This is a genomic window from Pseudomonas sp. PDM15 (genome assembly GCF_014851565.1).
Lineage (GTDB): Bacteria > Pseudomonadota > Gammaproteobacteria > Pseudomonadales > Pseudomonadaceae > Aquipseudomonas.
Genome location: NZ_JACVAA010000003.1, coordinates 294351 through 315199, shown reverse-complemented (window position 1 = coordinate 315199; position 20849 = coordinate 294351). Strand labels below are relative to the sequence as shown.

Annotated in this window: 13 protein-coding genes; 4 read left to right on the top strand and 9 right to left on the bottom strand. The window is 67.3% G+C overall.

Going from position 1 to position 20849, the window contains the following annotated elements:
- Positions 1 to 51 precede the first annotated feature (51 nt).
- From IB232_RS09435 to fhuF, 4 genes are all read left to right on the top strand, one after another.
- On the top strand, positions 52 to 2235 hold the full coding sequence (locus IB232_RS09435) for a TonB-dependent siderophore receptor (protein WP_192398259.1): 2184 nt from the start codon (positions 52 to 54) through the stop codon (positions 2233 to 2235).
- The gene (locus tag IB232_RS09430; protein ID WP_192398258.1) at positions 2225 to 3223 is read left to right on the top strand and encodes a GNAT family N-acetyltransferase; all 999 of its coding nucleotides are present in this window, start codon (positions 2225 to 2227) and stop codon (positions 3221 to 3223) included. The genes IB232_RS09435 and IB232_RS09430 overlap by 11 nt, the downstream gene beginning before the upstream one ends.
- A gap of 151 nt (positions 3224 to 3374) precedes the next feature.
- The gene (locus tag IB232_RS09425; RefSeq protein ID WP_192398257.1) at positions 3375 to 4670 is read left to right on the top strand and encodes a lysine N(6)-hydroxylase/L-ornithine N(5)-oxygenase family protein; all 1296 of its coding nucleotides are present in this window, start codon (positions 3375 to 3377) and stop codon (positions 4668 to 4670) included.
- A gap of 16 nt (positions 4671 to 4686) precedes the next feature.
- Positions 4687 to 5436 (top strand): siderophore-iron reductase FhuF, encoded by a 750-nt coding sequence (fhuF, locus tag IB232_RS09420; protein WP_192398256.1) that lies wholly within the window; start codon positions 4687 to 4689, stop codon positions 5434 to 5436.
- Between the two features lie 186 nt (positions 5437 to 5622).
- Here the strand turns inward: fhuF and fhuB are convergent, their stop codons facing one another.
- The 9 genes from fhuB to IB232_RS09375 form a co-directional block, all read right to left on the bottom strand.
- Positions 5623 to 7638 (bottom strand): Fe(3+)-hydroxamate ABC transporter permease FhuB, encoded by a 2016-nt coding sequence (gene fhuB, locus IB232_RS09415; RefSeq protein WP_192398255.1) that lies wholly within the window; start codon positions 7636 to 7638, stop codon positions 5623 to 5625.
- Positions 7635 to 8492, bottom strand: coding sequence for an ABC transporter substrate-binding protein (locus IB232_RS09410; protein ID WP_192398254.1), 858 nt, complete (start codon positions 8490 to 8492; stop codon positions 7635 to 7637). The genes fhuB and IB232_RS09410 overlap by 4 nt, the downstream gene beginning before the upstream one ends.
- Positions 8492 to 9259 carry an ATP-binding cassette domain-containing protein gene (locus IB232_RS09405; protein WP_192398253.1) on the bottom strand — a complete coding sequence of 256 codons (768 nt, stop codon included), beginning with the start codon at positions 9257 to 9259 and terminating at the stop codon, positions 8492 to 8494. Before IB232_RS09405 ends, IB232_RS09410 begins: the two co-directional genes overlap by 1 nt.
- 104 nt (positions 9260 to 9363) lie before the next feature.
- Positions 9364 to 9858, bottom strand: a complete 495-nt coding sequence (locus tag IB232_RS09400; RefSeq protein ID WP_192398252.1) for a hypothetical protein — start codon at positions 9856 to 9858, stop codon at positions 9364 to 9366.
- Positions 9859 to 9869: 11 nt separating this feature from the next.
- Positions 9870 to 13043: a DUF6519 domain-containing protein gene (locus IB232_RS09395; protein WP_192398251.1), complete on the bottom strand. Its 3174-nt coding sequence runs from the start codon at positions 13041 to 13043 to the stop codon at positions 9870 to 9872.
- A gap of 9 nt (positions 13044 to 13052) precedes the next feature.
- Positions 13053 to 15131: a hypothetical protein gene (locus IB232_RS09390; RefSeq protein ID WP_192398250.1), complete on the bottom strand. Its 2079-nt coding sequence runs from the start codon at positions 15129 to 15131 to the stop codon at positions 13053 to 13055.
- Positions 15128 to 17914 carry a putative baseplate assembly protein gene (locus IB232_RS09385; RefSeq protein ID WP_192398249.1) on the bottom strand — a complete coding sequence of 929 codons (2787 nt, stop codon included), beginning with the start codon at positions 17912 to 17914 and terminating at the stop codon, positions 15128 to 15130. Before IB232_RS09385 ends, IB232_RS09390 begins: the two co-directional genes overlap by 4 nt.
- Positions 17914 to 20484 carry a putative baseplate assembly protein gene (locus IB232_RS09380; protein WP_192398248.1) on the bottom strand — a complete coding sequence of 857 codons (2571 nt, stop codon included), beginning with the start codon at positions 20482 to 20484 and terminating at the stop codon, positions 17914 to 17916. Before IB232_RS09380 ends, IB232_RS09385 begins: the two co-directional genes overlap by 1 nt.
- The gene (locus tag IB232_RS09375) at positions 20481 to 20849 is read right to left on the bottom strand and encodes a GPW/gp25 family protein (RefSeq protein ID WP_192398247.1); all 369 of its coding nucleotides are present in this window, start codon (positions 20847 to 20849) and stop codon (positions 20481 to 20483) included. Before IB232_RS09375 ends, IB232_RS09380 begins: the two co-directional genes overlap by 4 nt.

The following is a 20849-nucleotide window of genomic DNA, read 5'->3' as shown; positions in this document are numbered from 1 at the left end:
GGCAAGCCATATAAATGCGAATCCTTCTAATTTGATTTCTGGGGAGTGTTGATGGAACAGCAAGCGAAGCAGCAGGCCAAAGTACCTTTCACCAAGGCGCGCCTGCCCTTGGCCATGGCCTGTGCGCTGGGCGCGTTCAGCATCGGTCTGCATGCCGAGGAAGCCGTACAGCTGGAAGCCACCAACATCAGCGGCGAGCTGGACAGCCCGGTCGGCGAAGACCAGGGCTACGTGGCCAAGAACAGCCGCAGCGCCACCAAGATCAACACTCCCCTGAGCGAGACTCCACGTTCGGTTTCCGTGGTGACCCAGGCGCAGATGGAGGACCGCAACGTCCAGACCATCAGCGAGGCTCTGCGCTATTCCGGCGGCGTGCAGGCCGGTTTCTATGGCGAGGACAACAAGCAGGACTGGTTCATCATTCGCGGCTTCAAACAGGCCAACAACGGTCTGTTCATGGACGGTTCGCGCATCTACTCCAGCGCCTTCTACAGCTGGCAGATCGATCCCTACATGCTCGAGCGCATCGAAGTGCTCAAGGGCGCTTCGTCCGTACTCTATGGTCAGACCCCGCCTGGCGGCCTGATCAACCTGCAGAGCAAGCGCCCGACAGTCGATGCCAAGAACGAGATCGGCATTCAGTACGGCAGCTTCGATCGCAAGCAGATCAACGCCGACGTCGGTGGCAAGCTGGATGAAGAGGGCAATCTGCTGTACCGCGTGGTGGCGCTGAGCCGCGACACCGGTACCCAGGTCGATGACGTTGACGCCGCGCGCATCCTGCTGGCGCCTTCGATGACCATCAACTTCAACGAAGATACTTCGCTGACCGTACTGGCCAGCATGCAGAAGGATCGCTCCGATCCGCAGCTGCAGTTCCTGCCGTCTAGCGGCACTATCAGCCATAACCCGAATGGCGATATCGACACCGACACCGCGGTGGGCAATCCCGAGTACGAGACCTTCGAGCGTGACCAGTACACCCTGGGCTACGAACTGAACCATCGCATCAGCGACAACTGGGACTTCCAGCAGAACCTGCGCTACGGCCACATGGACCTGGAACTGCGCCAGCTATTCTTCTACGGCAACCTCACCGATCGCATCATCAATCGCGGCCTGACCTACAACGATGGCAAGGCGGACAACCTGTCGGTGGACAACCGCCTGCTCGGCAACTGGTTCGGTGATCGCTGGGAAAATACCCTGCTGCTCGGCTTCGATTACCAGCAGCTGAAGATCAATGATCGCAGCCCCAACGGCTATCCAAACTTCGGCGTGATCCCGCCGCTGGATATCTTCGACCCACGCAACAACACACCGCTGGGTGGCGTTATTCCGATCGGCAACGATGCGCCAATCGGCGATTTCGCTCTGGAAGACAAGGACACCCGCGCCGATCAGTTCGGTTACTACATCCAGGAGCAGCTCAAGCTCGACAACTGGGTGTTCCTGTTGGGTGGTCGCTACGACAAGTCGCGCACCGACTTCGACAACCAGACCAGCAACGTCAGCCATGACGTACGTGACGATAACTTCACCTGGAGCGGTGGTGTCGCCTATGTGTTCGACAATGGCCTGACCCCGTATATCAGCTACTCCGAGTTCTTCCTGCCGGTGACGGACATAAACCGTGTCACGGGTAAGCCTTTCGAGCCACAAGAGGGAGACCAGAAGGAAATCGGTATCAAGTACCAGCCGGAAGGCCTGGATGCGATGTTCACCGCGGCGGTCTTCGAGCTGACCCAGGAAAACGTCACTAAGACAAGCAACGGCGTCCCCACTCAGCTGGGCGAAGTGCGCAGCCGCGGTATCGAGCTGGAGGCCCAGGCTAATGTCACCGAAAACATCAGCCTGATTGCCAGCTACACCAAGCTCGATCCAGAAACCACCAAGACCAGCGTCGAGGCGGAAAAGGACAAGACCCCCGCCAACGTCGCCGACGAGATGGCTTCGCTGTGGGCCAACTACCAGTTCCATGGCGGCCTGCTCGACGGTCTGGGCTTCGGTGCCGGCGTGCGGCATACCAGCTCCACCTATGGCGACAATACCGAGACCCTGGAAGTGCCGTCCTTCACCCTGGTCGACGCCATGGTCAGCTACCGCATTCAGGACATTCGTCTGCAACTCAATGCCAATAACCTGACCGACAAGGAATACGTTGCGGCTTGTGAGTACTACTGCTGGTACGGCAACCGTCGCAACGTCATCGCCAGTGTGAGTTATGACTTCTAATCCGCTACAACAATTGCCGCTGCCCAATGGGCAGCGGTTGGTCACCCGCGATGACGGCGTCAGCCTGGCCCTGCATCTGGACGAGCGCGCGCTCTTGCGCGCCCGTCGCCAGGGCGAGTTGCTGGTTCCGCTGGAGCTGGCTGTCGAGGAACAAGCCGAGGCTCTGTGGCTGTTGGCGTACTGGTGCTTTGCCAGTGATCCGGCACTGCAGAGGCTGCGTCTGCAGCTGGAAAGTATCGACCCCGCGCTGTTGTACAGCGGCCTGCTGGTGGGCGAAGGCGAGAGCCTGCGCATCGAGCGCTCGCTGTTCTGGCAGCTGCCGGGGCCGTTCCTGCGCAATACCGGCAGCGCCGGCTATCCGCAGCAGATGGTCATGCATGCCACAGGCCGCCGTCATCCGCGGCGTGCACCCAAGCCGCAGGGCGAGGTCTATCGGCGTTTCGACGCCAGCCTGGGCGCCTGGATTTCCCTGCGCACTCTGGATATCGACAGCGACCTCGAGCGTTTCAACCGCTGGCAGAACAGCGCCCGCGTGGCCGCGTTCTGGCAGGAAGAGGGCGACCTCACCAAGCATCGTTGCTACCTGGAGGAGCTGGCCGCAGATCCGCGCGTGCTGACCCTGATCGGCTGCTTCGACGACGAACCGTTCGCCTACTACGAAGCCTACTGGGCCAAGGAAGACCGTCTCGCACCGTTCTATGACGTGGCGGATTACGACCGCGGTATCCACATGCTGGTTGGCGAAGAGAGCCATCGCGGCCCGCACAAGGTGGCCAGTTGGTTGAACGCACTGACCCACTACCTGTTCCTCGACGATCCGCGTACCCAGCGGGTGGTCGCCGAGCCCCGTGCCGACAACGCCAAGATGATTGGTCACATGCAGGCGCAGGGTTACCACAAGGCGAAGGAATTCGATTTCCCGCACAAGCGCGCGGCACTCATGGTGCAGTCGCGTGAAGTGTTCTTCGAACGCTGCCGCCTGGCATAGCAGTAAGGTCCACGGTTGCTGTCCGTGGACCCATAGAACAAAAGAGCCGCGCCCGAGCGTGGCCGTGAACTGATGAGGTTGGGCGAGGCGAGTGCCTCCAGGGGCTGACTTGGCCTTCACACGAACCATCCGCAGAGGATCGGGGCCTGACATGAGCATAGAAACACTGGAATACGATGTGATCGGGCTGGGCTTCGGGCCCGCCAACCTGGCCATTGCGGTGGCCCTGGATGAAGACCGCCGGGTGCGTGAGCACGGCCTGCGATACTGCTTCCTGGAAAAGAAACCGGCCTTCGAGTGGCACGGTGGCATGCTCTTGGAAGACAGCCGCATGCAGATTTCCTTCCTCAAGGATCTGGCCACCCTGCGCAACCCGTCCAGCCGCTACACCTTCGTCAGCTACCTGCACGAGAAGCGCCGACTGGAAGCCTTCATCAATATCAGCACCTTCACGCCGTCGCGCCTGGAGTACAACGACTACCTGGGCTGGGCCGCGGCCCAGTTCAGCGATCGCCTGCATTACGGCGAGGAAGTCATCGGTGTCGAACCGGTGCTCGATGGCGGCGACGTGACCCGGGTAAAGGTGATCTCGCGCCTGGCCGACGGCCGCACCCGTGCGCGCATCACCCGCAACCTGGTGGTCAGCATCGGCGGCGAGCCGGTGGTGCCCGAGGCATTCCGTCCGCTCAAGGGCGACGCACGGGTGATGCACTCTTCCAGCTACCTGGAGCGCATCCAGGCCTGCGGCGAACCCAAGCGCCTTGCCGTGGTCGGCTCCGGGCAGAGCGCAGCGGAGATCTTCAGCGATCTGTGCGGCCGCTACCCGAGCGCCGAGGTCTCCCTGGTGATGCGCGCCCAGGCCTTGCGCCCGGCGGACGACAGCCCGTTCATCAACGAGATCTTCGATCCGTCCTACACCGACGTGGTCTATGGCCAGTCGCCGGAAGAGCGCGAGGCGTTCATCCAGGCCAACGCCCAGACCAACTACTCGGTGGTCAACCTGGACCTGATCGAGAGCATCTATCACCGTCTGTACCTGCAGAAGGTCACCGGCCACGCGCCGCACAACCTGTTGCCGCAGCGCAATATCGAGGCCGTGCAGGCCGGCGACGAGGGCATTCGCCTGACCCTGAGCGGTCCGGAAGGCGTGGAAGATCGCCTGTACGATGCCGTAGTCTTGGCCACCGGCTATCGTCGTGACGGCTACAAGCGCTTGCTCGGCGGATTGGCCGAGCATCTGGGCGAAGGCGTCGGACGCGACTATCGTCTGTGCTGCCAGCCGCAGATGACTGCCGGTATCTACCTGCAGGGTTGCTGCGAGGCCAGCCATGGCCTGAGCGACACGTTGCTGTCGGTGCTGGCCATACGTTCACAGGAAGTGGTCGATGCGCTGATGGACAGCCGTCGACAGCGCCACGCAACAGGAGTCGCCAGCGCATGTGCTTGACCCAGGCGGGGGGCCGATGATCCCGGCCATTGCCCCGCTGTTTCAAGGGCCTTTCGCCCACTACCGCGATGTTCTAACCCTTGCGGATGACCCACGCCCGGCACTGTCCGGGCGTGAGTTCGTCAGCCCCGAGCGTCTCGAAGAGCAGATGCTGCGCTTCGGCCCCGAGCATGCCGAGGGTGATCGGCGTGCGCTGATGTCGCTGTGGTCCAAGTACTACTTCCTGCGCCTGATTCCGCCGGTGCTGGCGGCAGGACTCATCCTCAACTGGCGCCTGCCGCTGGATTTCGACGAGATCCAGGTGGTGGTCGGCGCCGATGGCCTACCCGAGGCCTTCAAGCTGCCGCACGCCGGCGAACGCTGGAGCGCGGCCCCGGCCAACGGCTTCGAGCGCTTCGCGGGATTGCTCGACGACAACCTGCTGCCCTTCATCGATGCCCTGCGCGCCCATCGCAAGATCGCCGCGCGAGTGCTGTGGAGCAACGCCGGCAACTACTTCGAATGGTTCATGTCGACCCTCGACGGCCTGCCGTTCCCCAAGCCGATGCTGGCCCAGGGTTTCGAAGTGCTGGAAAGCAAGCTGCGCCCGGACGGCACTCGCAACCCGCTGTTCGAGCCGGTCAGCTATGTGCCACAGGGCGAGGGCTGCGCGCCCTGGCGGCAACGCAAGCTGTGCTGCATCCGTAACGAACTGGGCATGGAGATGTGCGACAACTGCCCGTTGCTGGAAGAGCCTCCGGCGGAAGGAACTGCGGTACTGGATTGATGGCTTGGATGCTCGCCTTTCCGGTGAGTAATCCCATGTCTTCCGCCTGCTGCGAGTAAAACTTATGGGGTTGGCGAGCGACCTTTGGTGTACTGCCTGCGGCAAGTACACCCTACGGATAATCCGCAGCTCTGCTCCACGTAGGGTGGGCTCAGGAGCGCAGCGAACAGCCCACCAGCAAGCCCCTCAGCGCCGATACAGGCACAGCATGAAGTAGGCTCCACCCAGCAGCGATGCCAGCAGCCCCGCTGGTAGCTGCGCCGGGAACAGCACCGTGCGCCCCAGCCAATCCGCCGCCACCATCACCAGTGCGCCGAGCAGTGCCGCGCCAAGCATCTGCGGCACGGCGCGAGCCAAGCCGAGCAGGCGGGCCAGGTGTGGCGCCAGCAGCCCGATGAAACTCAGCGGCCCGACGATCAAGGTGGCGCCGGCCGTCAGCAGCGACGCCAGCAGCAACAGCAAGAAGCGACTGCGTCCCAGCGGCACGCCCAGGGCGCGTGGAGTGCCATCGCCCAGCGGCAACAGCTCCAACCAACGACCGAAAGGCAGTGCGGCGACCAGCAGCACCAGGCTGCAGACCAGCACCCAGACTGCCATCTGCGGACCGACGAAGTAGGTCGAGCCGGACATCCAGCCCAGCAGGTTCTGCCCGCGCGGATCGCCGCCGGCCAGCAGGATCACCTGCAGCGCATCGAACAGCGCGGTGATGCTGATGCCGATCAGCAGCACGCGCTCGGGCGCGAAACCGGAGCGCCGCGACAGACCGAGCAGCAGCAGAAGCGTCAGGCCGGCGCCCAGACCACCCAGCGCCAGCTGGGCCAGGGGGCCGGAGTAGGGCAGCAGGAACAGCAGGGCGATCAGACCCAGTGCAGCGCCGGCGCTGATGCCGAGCACCTCGGGGCTGGACATCGGGTTGCCGGTCAGGCGCTGGATCATGCAGCCGGCCAGGGCCAGCATGCAGCCTGCGGCAGCGGCGGCCATCACCCGTGGCCAGCGCCAATCGAGCAGGGTGGCGTCGCCCAGGGTCCACTGCCAACCGTCCAGGCCGCGCCCCAGACCAAGGGCGATCAGCAGTGCGCAGACCAGTACCACGCCCAGCGGCAGCAGGCGCCTGGCCGGGAAGGGATGACGGCTGAAGTGATGACCGTCGCCGCTGTGCGGTTGGCCACCGGCCAGGCGCAGGCGTGGTAGTAGCCAGAGCAGCAGCGGTGCGCCGAGCAGGGCGGTGGCGGCGCCGGTGGGCACCAGTTCGGCCAGGCTGCCGGCTAGGCGCTGGATGCCCAGATCGGTGACGCTCAGCAACAGGCCGCCGAGCAGCGGCGCCCAGCGCAGGCGCTGGGCGAAGGTGCGCGCACCGAGCAGGCGTACCAGGGCCGGCGCGGCCAGGCCGATGAAGCCGATCACGCCAACGGTACTGACCACGCAGGCGGCCAGGTACACGGACAGGGTGAGGGTGACGAAACGCAGGAAGCGCAGGGGCACGCCCAGGCTCTTCACGCCGCTGTCGTCCAGCTCCAGCAGGGCCAACGGGCGCAACAGCGGCAGCAGGAGCAGCATGCCGACGGCCAGGCGTGGCAGGAGGAACTGCACGCCGCTCCAGCTATTCTGGCTGAGCGAGCCGGAGCCCCAGATGAACACCGCGTTGAGGTCCTGCTGCTGGACCAGCATCAGGGTCACGTTGAGCGCGCTGAGATACAGCGTCACCACCAGGCCGGCGAGGATCAGCGTCAGGGGTGCCAGTCCTCGACGCCAGGCCAGGGCGAACACCAGCAGGGAGGCCAGACCACCACCGGCAAGGGCTACCCACTCGCGGCTAAAATCCAGCAGCCAGGGCGCCCACAGGGTGGCGACCAGCAGGCCGAGTTGGGCGCCGCTGGCCACGCCCAGGGTGGTCGGCGAGGCCAGCGGGTTGCGCAGGACCTGCTGCATCAGGGTGCCGGCCAGGGCCAGTACGGCGCCGCACAGCAGGGCCATGCACAGGCGCGGCAACCAGCTGAAGTGCAGGATCAGCTGCGCCATGTCGCCGTCTCGCGGGGCGAACATGGCCTGCAGCCATTGCCCGCTCGGCAGGCGCTGGCCGAGGTCGGCGAGTGCCAGGCCAAGCGTCAGGATCAGCAGCACGCCGCATAGCCAGGCAGGGTGGCTGGAGAAGCCTCGGCGGGTCCGCACAGGCAGTGGCCCCTCAGCCAGCAAATCGCTCATTGCACACTCTCCGGCGCCAGGCGCGCTTCCAGCAGGTGGGCGAAGCGCTCGGCCGCCATCAGGCCGTTGAAGCTCCATACCGGCGGTAGGTCATACAGGCGCCCCGCGCGTACCGCCGGCAGCTGGTTCCACAGGGAGCTGGCTGCCAGGCCGTCCTGAACGCCGGGCGGCATGGGTTTCAGGTAGAGCAGGGCGGCCTCGGGAGTCTCGGCCAGGCGGTCGATGCCCTGCTGGCTGAAGCCCCAGTAGTTGGTCGGGCCCTGCCAGGCATTGCGCAGGCCGACTCGGTCCAGCACGCCCTGGTAGATGCTCTGTTTGCCGAACAGGCGCACATGGCGCTGGTCGAGGAAGGTCATCACATAAAACGGCGGCAATGCCTGTGAAGCCAGGCGTTCCTTGACTCGGGCCATGGTGCTGTCAATGCGCGCGATCATCGCTTCGCCTTCGCTCTGTCGGCCAAGCAGCTCGGCCAGCTCGCGGGTCACCCGCTGGGCGCCGACATAGGCTTCGGCCTCCGGGGTGTAAATGGCCAGGGTGTGCACCGGCGCCACGCGCTCCAGCTGCGCGCGGCTGGCGGCGAACTGCGGGGTGATCAGGATCATGTCCGGCTTGAGCTGGCTGAGCAGTTCGAGGTTGGGCTCGATGCGCAGGCCGAGGTCGACTACCTGTTCAGGCAGCTCGGGCGCCTGCACCCAGCGTCGGTAGCCTTCGGTCTGCGCCACCGCGATAGGCGTCACGCCCAGGCCGAGCAGGGTCTCGGTCAGGCCCCAGTCAATCACCGCGATGCGCGGTTGGCGGGTGTCGGCCTGGGCGATTGCCGCCAGCAGGGCGAGCATGCAGAGCAGCCAGCGCATCACACCACCACGGCGATGGGTTGCTGGCCGCGCGGGTGGCTGAGCACCTGCATGGGCAGGCCGTAGATGGCCTCCAGGTTGCTGTCGGTCATCAGCTCGGCCGGGCTGCCGTCCAGCAGCAGGCGTCCGCTGTGCAGGGCGATCAGGCGGTCGCAGTAACGGCTGGCCATATTGATGTCGTGCAGCACCACGATCACGCTCAGCCCGAGCTGCTGGCTGAGCCGGTGCACCAGGCCGAGCACGTCGACCTGGTGAGCGATGTCGAGGGCCGAGGTCGGTTCGTCCAGCAGCAGGTAGCGGCTGTTCTGCGCCAGAAGCATGGCCAGCCACACGCGCTGGCGCTCGCCGCCGGAGAGGCTGTCGACCATGCGCTCGGCAAAGCGCGAGGTGTCGGTCAGCTCCATGGCCTCGCGTACCTTGGCGTGGTCCTCGCTGCCAAAGCGGCCGAGCAGGCCGTGCCAGGGATAGCGGCCGAAACCGACGAGCTCGCGGGCGGTCAGGCTGTCGGCAGGCGGCAGCTGCTGCGGCAGGTAGGCGACCTGGCGGGCGAAGTCGCGGTCCTTCCAGTCGGCCAGTGGCTTGTCGTCCAGCAGCACGCGGCCGGCGCTGGCCGGTTGCTGGCGGGCCAGCATCTTCAGCAGGGTGGACTTGCCGGAACCGTTGTGGCCGATCAGGCCGACCATCTGGCCTTGCGGGATGTCGAGCGACAGCGGATGCAGGAGGGTGCGTTCCGGCAGGCTGAAACTGACCGCATCGAGTCGGAACATGGACAATCCTTGGCTTGCCGAGCTATGCGCGAAGCCGGCGACTTTAGCCAAAATGATAATTCCTGGCAAACGCAATGCATTCCTGAACGCCAGGCCATGTCGCCTCAGCGCTTCTGCAGATCACCCTGCATCTGTTTCACGGCGGCGATCAGCGCCTGCTGGCGTTCATCCAGCTCCTTCTTGCGTGCCTCGTTGAGCGTGCCGATGTTCTTCGCCAGGTCGCGTAGCGGTTTTTCCTTGGCGATCACCCGGTTCAGCTCCGGCTCTGCCAGCACCGCGGCAGTCTGTTCGACTGCCTGTTGCGCCGTAGCGAAGCGTGGCCCCAGCAGCCTGGCGAAGGCCGACAGCTCGTTGCTCAGATGCTCGGCCAACTGGTCGTCCGGGTTGCCGCCGGCGCGGTTGACCTTGGCGCGCAGCTCCGGCAGGTCCGGCACCTTGAGCAGCGTGCCGGCGCGCAGGCTGGAAAGTTCCTCCAGCTGCGGATTGGCCTGCAGCAGTGCACCCTCGACCTTCTCGCGCTGGCGCGGGGTGAGGCGCAGGAACAGCTTGTCGGCCAGCTCGCCGAGGTTCTTTTCGCCGCGAAAGGTGGTGACGGCCATGTCGTGCTCTCCTAGAAGCCGATGAGGTTGGTCAACCCCATGTCGTTGGGGACCGGCGCGCCGTTGATGACGCGGATATTGCCGGAGCTGGTGTTGCCGATGACGATGGCCTGCTTGACCTGGGCATCCGGCTGCAGGTGCAGGGTGTCCTGGTCGCCCTGGCCGAGCAGGCGGTTGTTGCTGGCGTTGAGGGTACGTGCCTGCAGATCGCCTGATTGCGCCCCGCTGGTGTTGGCCCCGCCGATGGTTTCGCAGCGGTTGCCGGCGAACAGGCAATGGTCCAGCTCGGCGCACAGGTTCAGCGACACGCTGGTCAGGTGGGCGCGCAACTGGTTGTTCTGGATCGCCAGGTCGGCGCGACGGTTGGCCACCGCATAGGCACTGTTGGCAGTGAGCAGGTAGATGTTGTTTTGCGTGGCGGCGACCAGGTAAGCGGCGCTGAAGTGGCCGCTGGCCCCGATCGCTACCGGGGCGATCAGGATCGCTCGCCAGATGGCATTGACCGGCTTCTGCTGCTCGTCGTCGCCGACCCGGTCCACATGGTTGCCTTCGACCACACTGCGATCGAAGGGCGGAATGATCTGGATGGCGCTCACTTCGCCGCTGCTGCGGTCCGGTCCGATGCCGAGGAAGCGGTTGTCGCACACCCGCAACTGGGCGATGGCGGCGGCGCGCAGGCCGGCGATGGCCGGCGCGAGCACTGCCTCACGCGCCACCTCGGCGACCAGGTTGTCGCAGAAGTCGGCACGCTGGATGCGGATCAACTGGAACGCCGCGTAGGCGGTACCTTCGACATTCGCCGCCAGGCCCAGATTGCGGCAGCGGTTGCCGCTCACTACCAGGCTCGTGGCGCCGCCTGCCTCGCCCATCACCAGGGCGCCCAGGCCGATGTCCTCGATCAGGTTGCCAGTGATGCTGGCGCCGTCCAGCTGCTGGTTGATGGCGATGGCATTGCCCTGCAGCTGGCGCAGGCGGTTGCCCTCGATGCGCACGTCGCTGGGTCCCTGCGGGTCGAGACCCTCTTCGAGCACTATGCCTTCGCCGCCCCGTTCGGACGTGCCGCTGATCTCGTTGTCGCGGATACGCAGGCCATCCACCCCGGCGCGAATGCCATCGCCCTGGGTGTAGATGACGTTGTCGGCGATGGTAAATGGCGAGCCCGGCAACACCGCGCCGGTCGCCACCAGTGCAGTCTGCCTGCCGGTGATCATCAGGTTGCCGTCGATGCGCGTGTCGCCGTAGTGCAGGCTGATGCCGTCCAGATTCAGCGCACGCTGGCTGCAGAAGAACAGGTTACGGGTCACCCGCAGCTCGGCGCTGAGCAGGTGCTCGCCGAGGCGCACCAGGCCGCGCTCGGCCACCAGGGCACAGTCGTCGATGCTCACGCCGAGCATGTTGCCGCCCAGGCCGATGGCGGCGCTGGCGCCTTCGCCGGTGGCCAGGCACAGCACGTTGATATGCTCGGCGCGCAGGTCGACCGTATTGCGTGCGCGCAGTGCCGCCGTGGTATTGGCGCTGGTGGCCGAGGCGATCAGGCTGAGGTTCTCCAAGGCCACGCCGTTGCTGGCGGAGATGTCGAGAACGCTGCCGGGCCCGCTGGCCACCAGCAGGCTGCCCCAGCCCTGGCCGCGGATGCGCAGCGAGTTGGCGCCGTCCACCGTCAGCGCCTCTCGCAGGTTGTAGGTGCCGATGCCCAGACAAATGGTGCCGCCGACATCCTTGATCGCATCGATGGCCTGCTGGATGGTGGCGACGCCGCTGTTGTGGTCCTCGGCGCTGATACAGACGGTGCAGTCGCAGCCTTCGCCCTCGGCGATTGGCGGCCAGAGCACGCGGCAGTCGGTCTCGTCGCCGGGGAAATTGACCATCGCCAGGCGCGCGTAGTGGTGGTGGATGCCCAGCGGCGGCGCCTGGTTCAGTTGCTCGATGCTGGCGTCCACGGTGCGCGCGGCGAACACCCAGTAGTCGCCGCTGCGGAACTGGCCGCCGGCCGGGGCCAGGCTGAAGTCCACCAGGATGCCGTGCTCAAGGAACAGGCGGGTACCGGCGGCGGGTATCGGGATATCGCCGGCGGCGCCGGGGGCGTTGAGATCCAGCACCTGGTTGCCGTTCTCGCGGCGCACCAGACCGGTCTGGTCCCAGCGCCGCACGCGGGTGTTGCGCACGGCCTGGGTGGCCTGCTGGGCATCGGTCGGGAACATGCCGGCGGGCAGCGACTGGTCGAACTGCAGGGTCCGCGCGCTTTCGTCCACGCCGCCAGCCACGCGGATGCGGCGCAGCTCGCCAGGCTGGCCGTGCAGCTCGCGCCAGTCGTCGGTCACCTCCACCCAGTCGCCATCGTGGAAGCGCAGCACGTCGTCGCGGCCAATGCTCTCGACCGTGATGCGATCACGCGCCGGGTTGATATGGCTGACCCGCGAGGCCACCGTGGCATTGTCCCGCGACCATTTGAAGGTAGCGGTGCCGAGCGTGCCGCCCCGGTGCACCTCGACCCGGTACAGCTGGTTCTCCAGGCCGCGATAGCCGGCGGCCGGCGGTACCTGGCAGGGGTCAGGCTCGAAGTTCGGCACGCCGGTGCCGGTCGACAGGCGCGCTGCCGAGGGCGCGATCAGCGCCTGCCAGCCCGGGACATCTTCATCCTCGGTGGCGCAGGTGCTGTCGCCGACATTGGCCAGCACCTTGACCTGCCAAACCGTCTGCAGACGCCCGGTGCTGTCCACGCCCACTGCCTTCTCGATCAGGTCGGGGGCTTCCACGGCGGTGACGTCGCGTTGCCACACATCGACGTACACCAGGTGCGCCCCCCCCTGAGGCAGCGCCGGCGGGTTGGGGTAGTAGGGCTGGTTGGCGTAGTTCAGCGCGGTGCTGCCGGTCAACTCGGCCAGGCGCGGTTCCCAGATATTGGGCGCGGCGCCGTGGTTTTCCGCCAGCAGGCCGTCCACGTAGATGCGCCCAACACCGATGGTGAAGCTGCCACCGCCGGCCTCGATGCGGAAGCCGTCCGGGGTGATGCGTGGCACCACGTTGCCGCCGTAGGTGTCCAGCGCGCCGGCCTGGATGCGTCGGGCCAGCTGTGCCACCCATTCGTTCCAGTCGGCGTCCAGCTGGACCCGGCCCTGTTGCATGACCACGCCGAGGAAGTCGCGGCGGGCGTCGAAGCGGATTCGACTCAGATCGAAGCTCATGATGCTCCCTCAGGATTCGTGAAAGATGCCGGCGTGCAGCCCGACTCGCAGGTATTCGGCGAGGCGGATGCGCAGATTGGTGACCCGTTGCGCGCCATACAGCTGGTGGAATACGCCCATCTCGCTCTCGTCGTCCGCGCCCTGAAGGATTTCCGCAGCGGTGGAGGTGGCGATCTGGCCATAGGCCGGGGTGCCATAGCGCAGTGAGGTGAAACGTGGAGCGATGTGCCGGGAGGCGCTGCTGGAGTCGGGCTGGCAGCGGTGGCGACGGGGTAGGATCGAATTGAACGGCAGCCAGCTGAAGCGCACGCAGCCGACCTGCTTGCGCTCCGCGCGCACTGGTACCGCCCAGCTGTCGGCGGGGGCCAGGGCGGCGAACAGGATGCTGTTGGAGATCAGCCCCACCTCGCTGGTGTGCAGCTTGCCGATCAGCGTGCAGGCGTCCAGCGACAGCGCCGCGCCTGGTGATGCGCCGTCGACGGCAGCGAAGGCCACGCCATCGCGGGCGGTGGCGTCGATCAGGCTGTCGCTGGCCTGCAGCGTCGCACGCTCGTGGGCGCGAATGGCGCCGACCAGGCAGCGGGAAATGCGTGTGTACAGACTGGCGATCTCCAGCTGCAGGCTGGGCGTGCTGGGTTGCTGCGGCTGGCCGTTGGCGTCCAGCTCGATACCGGGTACCAGGGTGCAGTGGCTCAGCTCCAGGCGGGCCAGAGCATTACCGGCGCCGGCCGCTACCCGCAGCGGCGCGCCGGCGATCAGCAGGCCGTTGAGCAGGCAGGCGCTGTCCGCCGCGCCGCTGATGTCCAGCTGGCTGAGCACCAGGACCGGGCGCCGACCATTGCGCGCACGAATCTCCACCGCACCATCGGCGGCGACCTGAATGCTCAGTGCCTCCTCATAGCGGCCGTTGTCGGTGATCTCCACCACCCCATCGCCGGCGATCTCGGTCAGCGCCGCGGCAATGCTTGCCTGGTCGTCCGGCACCCGTATCACCAGGCGGTCGGCTGGCGGTGAGGGCAGGTCGGCGCCGCGTTCGTACTCGCCACCACCGATATCGGCCGAGAAACCCTCGTGCCAGGTCAGCTGCACCTCGGTCGGGTCCGGGGCATCGCCGGGCAGGGCGATGCGCCCCAGCACCGGGTCGATCGAATAGGTGCCGTTGGCTGGCGGTGTGTGCGCCCAGCCGGCGCCGTCGTCACCGAGGTGGCAGATGCAGATCTGTGTGCGCTCGATCAGCGTGCCGTCGACCCACAGCTCCAGGCTCGGCGCCGGGTTGTCCAGTGGTTCTCCGGCTGCGGCGCGTACGCCGTAGTGCCGCGCCAGGTGCGCTTCCAGGCGCCGGCGCGATAGCGGCCAGGGCACGTTGTCCGGTTCGGCCAGATGGCCGATGTCGTCTTCCACCCGCGGCTTGTTGTACAGCGCCAGGTCGTGGCCCAGCGGGCTGGCCCGGTAGCGCCGCGGGCCGGCACGCAGGCAGGGCGCCTGAGTGCGCGAATAGGCCTGGATGCGCCATAGGTGCAGGCCGACGTTGGCAATGTTGTGACGACCGCGCCCGGATTCGATGCGGCGCACGTCCACGCTGCGGTTGGCCGTTTCGAAGGCCGTGCCCAGCCACTCCAGCGCCTGCTCCTGGCGCAGATCGGGAGCCTGCAGCGCCTGCGGGCGCGGATGGTTCATGTACTGGGTGGCGCACAGGCGCTGGAAGTACTCCACGGCGCGGGCGTCCCAGCCGGTGACGTCACGGGCCAGCTGCTCCAGTACGGTGGCGGTACCCTTGCGCCGGCGCAGGGCAATGGTATGGGCCACCTCGGCACGCGGACTGGCGACCTTGGGCACCACCTGGTGCAGGCCCTGGTAGCCGATCAGGTCGCCGATATAGGGCACCACCCAGTCGGCACAGGTCTCGATGAACAGGTCGTCGTAGAGCTGCTCCAGGCCTTCCTCGGCAATGCCCAGCTGCTCCGCCAGCAGCGCCACCAGCTCTTCCAGCGGGCCGCGTTCGAAGCCTTGGGCCTGCGCCAGTTCCGCATCGCGGATGCGGTGGATGGCCGGCAGCAGGGCGAACAGCGCTTGTGCGTCCAGGCTCATGGCAGCACCTCCAGCTCCAGCGGCTCATCGGCCAGGGTCAGCAGTTCGGCCGCTTGCGGCAGGCCGCTGAGCGAGGCCACCGGCAACGCGGCATATAGGCGCGGCACCAGACCGGCCGCCTGGCCCTGGCGGTACAGGCGGCTGACCTGCACCGCCTGCACGCCGGCCACGCCGTGGGCCACCGCGGCCAGTTCATCGACCGAGACGTTCTGGCCGAAATCGCGCTGGGCGAAGCCGAAGTGTTCGCGCAGGGCTGCCTCCACCTGGCGCAGCACCAGGTCGCCTTCGTATTCCGCAAGCACCTTGACTGCCAGGCGACAGCGGAAGCGCGCATCGGCGTAGCCAACCATGCGCAGCGGTACCAGAGGGTCGCCATAGGCCAGCAGCGCAGCGCGCAGCGAGGCGTACACGGCGTCGCCCTCGGCGATGGGTGCTCCCAGCGCGCCGGCCAGGCTGAGGAATACCCCGCGCGCCGGGCCGCTGGGAATCCACAGGGCATGGGCCTTGTCGATGCCGGCGAAGGCGCGGGCGAAGTTGGCGTAGTCGGCGATGGACACGGCGCGATCCAGAGTCAGCACCGTCAGCGGCGCATTGGCGCGAGCCTGGGTCAGCGACTCACCGTCCTCGCCGCCGCTGGCGGGGACCGGGTTGACCACTTCGCTGACGCCCAGCGGGCGCGACAGCAGGGTGGTGAGCTTGCCGGCGGCCAGATTGCCGCCGCCACCTAAGCCCTTGCGGTAGCGCACCCGCACATTGCTGTGGCCGCTGGGCAGGCGCGCGCCCTCGTTGCCATCGCCGAACTGCAGGGTGGTGTAGCCGGCTTCATCCTGGCTGGTCTCGTAGCTGCGCGTATTGGCCACCACGTGGTACAGGCTCGGGACTTCGCCCCACAGCACGTCGTTGATTCGCACCTCCAGGCTGGAGGCGCGCCCGCTTGGCGTGCTGGCGCTGAGGTAGGTCAGCGGTGCCTGGTTGAGCAGGAAGCGCTGGTTGGCCTGGGCCGCATTGCCGTCGCCGAGGATGGCCTCCACCGTTTCGCCATGGCTGGCCGGCGCGACGTTGGCGTTGATGCGCAGGCTGGCGCGCTCGAACACATGCTGCAGCGCCATCTGCAGCTTGAGGCTGGTACGGTCGCGGTCGTGGCTGAGTGCGTCCTCGCCGTCTGCGATGAAGGCGATCTGGCGCACCAGCGGATCATCTTTGTGGCCGCTGGCCAGGCGCACCTGGCTGGCGTTGGCCTGCAGGCGGCCGCTGCGTCCGTCGCGATCCAGCAATTGCAGGCGCAGGTTGACCGAGGCGTTGCCGAGCAGCCCGGCGAACTCCTCGGCGCCGAGCGCCACCGGGGTGCTGCCGAACATGCGGTCGGCGGCGCCAAGCATGAACAGCTCGTCGCCCTGTTCCAGTGCCACGCTGCCGCCCTGATCCAGCTGCAGGGCCAGGCCGCTGGCCTGCAGGGCGATGCGCTGGCGCCGGCCGGAGAGCGCCAGTGCCTGGCCAGGTTGCAGGCCGTCGACGCGCTGGTCGAGTTCGAGGACATCGCCGTGCGCCGGGTGGAACAGCGGCGTGGCGATCACCTCCAGCGCCTCGCTGTGGGCCAGCACCAGGGTCTGGCGCAGGGGGAAGGTGCTGGCGCTGAGGTTCTCGTCGGTGTCCGGAGTGATGCGGGTGATCTTGCCGGACAGGGCGAAGGCGCTGCGGGTGCGATGGATCACCCGCACGGCGCGGTACAGCTCGACATAGCCGGGCAGATCGGCGCTGCCGTAGTCGGGATTGTTGGAGACCAGGGCGAACCAGCTGCCGGCCACGATCTTGGCGTTGTCGGTGTCCAGGTCGATGGCCGTCGGGTCGAGCTGGAAGTTGGCCCAGCGCCAGTTGGTGGTGCTAGTGGTCGTGTCTATCTGGTTGATGATCTGCGGGTTGTCCGAGCCGAACAGGTTCGGGTCCGGCGCGTTATGGCCGAACAGCGCCGTGCGCTGGCGCAGAGCGAACACCCGGGCGCCGGCACCGCTCGGGTTCATGGCCGGGAAGCCGCTGCCCAGCGGGTGGGTCCAGGAAAGGCGGGTGCGCCCATTGTCGCTGTCTGCCGCGACCCCTGCCAGCACGCGCACGTCCCAGCGCTCGCTGCCGGGATCGCTCAGGCGTTCGTCGCCGACGATGAGAATGGCGTCGCCGACCTGCAACTGATGGCTGACCCCGGCCAGCCACAGCTCGGTGTCACCCTTGCGTGGCCGCCAGGCACGGCTGGCCTGGGCCGGTATGGCGTTCCAGGCGGCGCGAGCCGGCGCCGGGGCGATGGTCTCGAAGGTCTGCGCCTGTTCATCCTGCCCGGGCACGCTTTGCACCTTGGTGCCGCGCGGAATCACGATCGGCTCGCTGGGCATTCCCGGCGCGCTGAGCAGGGTGAAGGCCAGGTGAGTGGAGGCGGCCACCCCCGGTGCGGGGCGGTAACCGATCAGGCGGGCCATCTGCCGCACCGACATCTGTTCGGTGGCGGTGCGCAGGTAATGCTCCTGAGCGTAGCGCTCGGTGTAGAAGCCGAGCACATCCAGCGAGCAGGCCAGGGCATCGGAGAGCGCCAGGGTGAAGTCGCTGGCCTCGCGGCTGGTAAAGGCCGCCAGGGCTGGATGCTCGGTGCTGGACAGGCGCGCCTGCAGGCTGTCCATGAAGTCGCCATGGCGACCGATGCGGTAGTCGATCATCGGCAACCCAGGCGGGTTGTCGATGCGCCGCGGGGTATCGGTATCGACGCCGGCGCAGCAGTCGCACTCGGGTTTGCTGGCCATCACTTGCCTCCATGCAGATTGAGCCGCAGCACGCCGTGCTCGGGGAAGTTGGGGTCGTTGTCGAGGCGCACGATCTCCAGACGGCCGAGCGCCATAAAACCATCGGCCAGCGGCTTGGGATCGACCTGGCCCTGGCGCTGGAAGCGCGTCACCTGTACCGAGGTCACGCCGGGTACGGTGCGCGCCGCGGCGTACAGCGGGCTGAGGAAGAAGGTCTGGCCGAAGCTGAAGTTGTCCGGGTGGAACAGCCCGCGCGTACCGTCGCCGCGCTGGCGGCTGCCGAGCACATCGAGCAGGCCGTGGCGCACATCGCTGCGGAAGTAGCCGGCCTTGACGCACACCAGCAGGTCGATCTCCAGCGAGACGTGCAGCGGCTCGTTGACGCGCAGGTCGTGGCCGGCCATGCGGTAGCGGTCCAGGTGCTCGACCACCTTCTCGGCGAATGGTGCATCGACCGAGTCACCGCCGTCGCGGTCGACGGTGACGAATACCGTGTGCCAGCTGCCGGTCCAGCGCAGCCCGGCGGCGGCACGTTGCACGGCGTCCAGGCGCTCGGTGACCTGGGCATAGTCGGCCGGGGTGACGGCCCGTTCCTGGGTGCGGAACGCCTGGGGCGCCGCGCGGCGCAGCTCGGCCTGGTTCTCCGCGGCGATCCCGCCATGGGCCGGCAGCGGATTGCTCACTGCCTCGATGCGCGCCTCGGCGCTGACCACATGGGCGATGCTGGCCGCGCCGACATTGCCGGCCGGGCCGTTGCCGACCCGGTAGTAGGCGCGGAAGGCCATGCCGCTGTCCGGGCGCCGGCCATGACGGTCGTCGCCGAAGCGCAGGCGGGCGCTGCCGTCGCTCTCGGCCTCGACCACGAAGTGGCGGTCCTCGGCCCTGCTGTCCAGCAGGTTGCGTTGCACGTTCCAGTGCTCCGGGCTACCGCCCGGACCGCTCTCCAGGCGCAGGTCGGGGATCGCATCGGCGGCGCGCCAGTGCAGGGCGGCGCTGGCCGAGGCCTGCGGGTCGAATAGCACCCATTCGCGCCGCACCAGGCCACCCTCGCTAACCCGACGCAGGACGCGGCCGCGGTGGGTCACCGGGCCCTCCGCCAGCAACGGGCGATAGCGCGGCGGTAGCGGCTCCGGAGCCAAACGCTGGCAAGCACCGCCGCTGGCCGGATACTGCAGCAATGGCTCCGGCACGCTGCCCAGCGCTTCGCCGATAACGCTGCGACCGTGATCGACCAGGATGATGTTGCCCAGGGCCACGCTCACATCCTCCAGCTGCAGGCTGCCGTGGGCCTCGTCGGTCTCGCTGGAGATGCACAGGGAAAAGGGCAGGGCGTCGGCGGGGTGCCAGGCGATCTCGGTGATCTCGCTGTCGTCCAGCGGATCGAGCAGCGGATCGCTGCCGTCGAAGGCACGCACCGCGCTCAGGCGCACCGCGTGGCGACGTGCGGGATCGGCGTCGGCAGCCTCTCCGGTGAGCGGGCCGAGGACTTCCTGCAATACCAGCACATCGCCCACCGCCAGATCCGGCAGGTGGCCGCGCAGGGTGGCGGAGGTGGCGCCGCTGGGCAGGCAGCAGCGGGCATCGCTCCAGGTGTGGAAGAACAGCCGGTTGTGCGCCTCGTTGAGGGTGGCCTGGTGCATCGGCTCGAACACCAGCGGCGCACTTTGCAGAGCCTGACGTTCTTCCGGCGAGTCGGCGAGGATGCGCGACGGTACGCCCGGCACGCGGGTGTAAAAGCGCAGCCCGGCCGGCATCGGGAAAGGCCCGCCGCCGACATGCAGGTGCAACCAGGCGCGGGCGTTGCAGCCTTCGTGCAGCTGGTAGTCCACCAGCAATGCATGGCGGCGCAGGCTGCTGCGCTTGCGCGCGGTGTGCAGGTAGGCCTCGGTGGTAACGGCGTCGAGCTGATAGTGCTGCAGGTCGCCGACATAGGCGATCAGCTCGCCCAGGGTAGTGGCCAGGTCGGCCGGACTGCGGTCGCGCCAGCCGGGCATCTGCCGGGCCAGGCGATCCATCACCAGGCGGCGCAGGCTGGCGTAGTCGCGGGCCAGGTAGTTGATGTCCGGCGCGGCTGCGGACGGTTCTGCGCAGTCCTGCTGCGGGCGGCAATCGAAGTCGCTGGGGCATTCGACCTTGAAGGCGAAGTCCACGGCGGACAGGCGCGGGTCGAAGTTCGCCAGCGGCAGATCGAGAGAGCCGGCCTGGCGCAGCTGCAGACGGTAGGTGGAGTGGTCGCCGTCCGTGTCGGTACGTACCACCAGCACGTGGTCGGGCTCGGTAAGACCCAGGAACAGGGCCTGCTCCGCGGCGCTGACCTGGGCCGGCGGCGTGCTGGCGATGCCAAGCCACTGGATGCCCACCCGGCGCACGCGCTCGCCACCGCTGATATGCAGGTTGTCTACGCTGACCCCGGCCGGCACCGGCTTGAGCAGGCGAACCAGCAGGGTGCGCTGGCGTGGGCTGCCGGGTGGTGCGTCGAGGTCGAGCACCTCCAGGTAGTCGATGCCATTGAGGCTGGGGTGGGCATCCACCAGCGCTCGGCGGTTCTCTTCGCAGCAGTGGTAGATCATGGCGCCGCTCCCTGGACGAAGCTGTCGTCACGCCGCTGGTTGGTGCGGCGGATGCGGTACTGCACCTGCACCGCCAGGCGAGACTCGACGGCGCTGACCTCGACCGACTCGACCAGAATCAGGTCGGCCAGCCATTGCTGCAGCGCGCCCTGCACGAGGAACTGCACGGTGGCGGCCAGCTCCGGGCTGTTGGGCGCGAACACCAGCTCGCGCAGGCCGCTGCCGAAGTCCGGGCGCATCACCCGCTCGCCCGGCGCGGTGAACAGCACCTGTTCGATCAGGCCACGTATCCAGGTGGCTTCGTCCGCTTCTCGGCTGCGGCCGTGGCCATCGAAGGCATAGGGGAAGTGCAGTCGTTGGGTCAT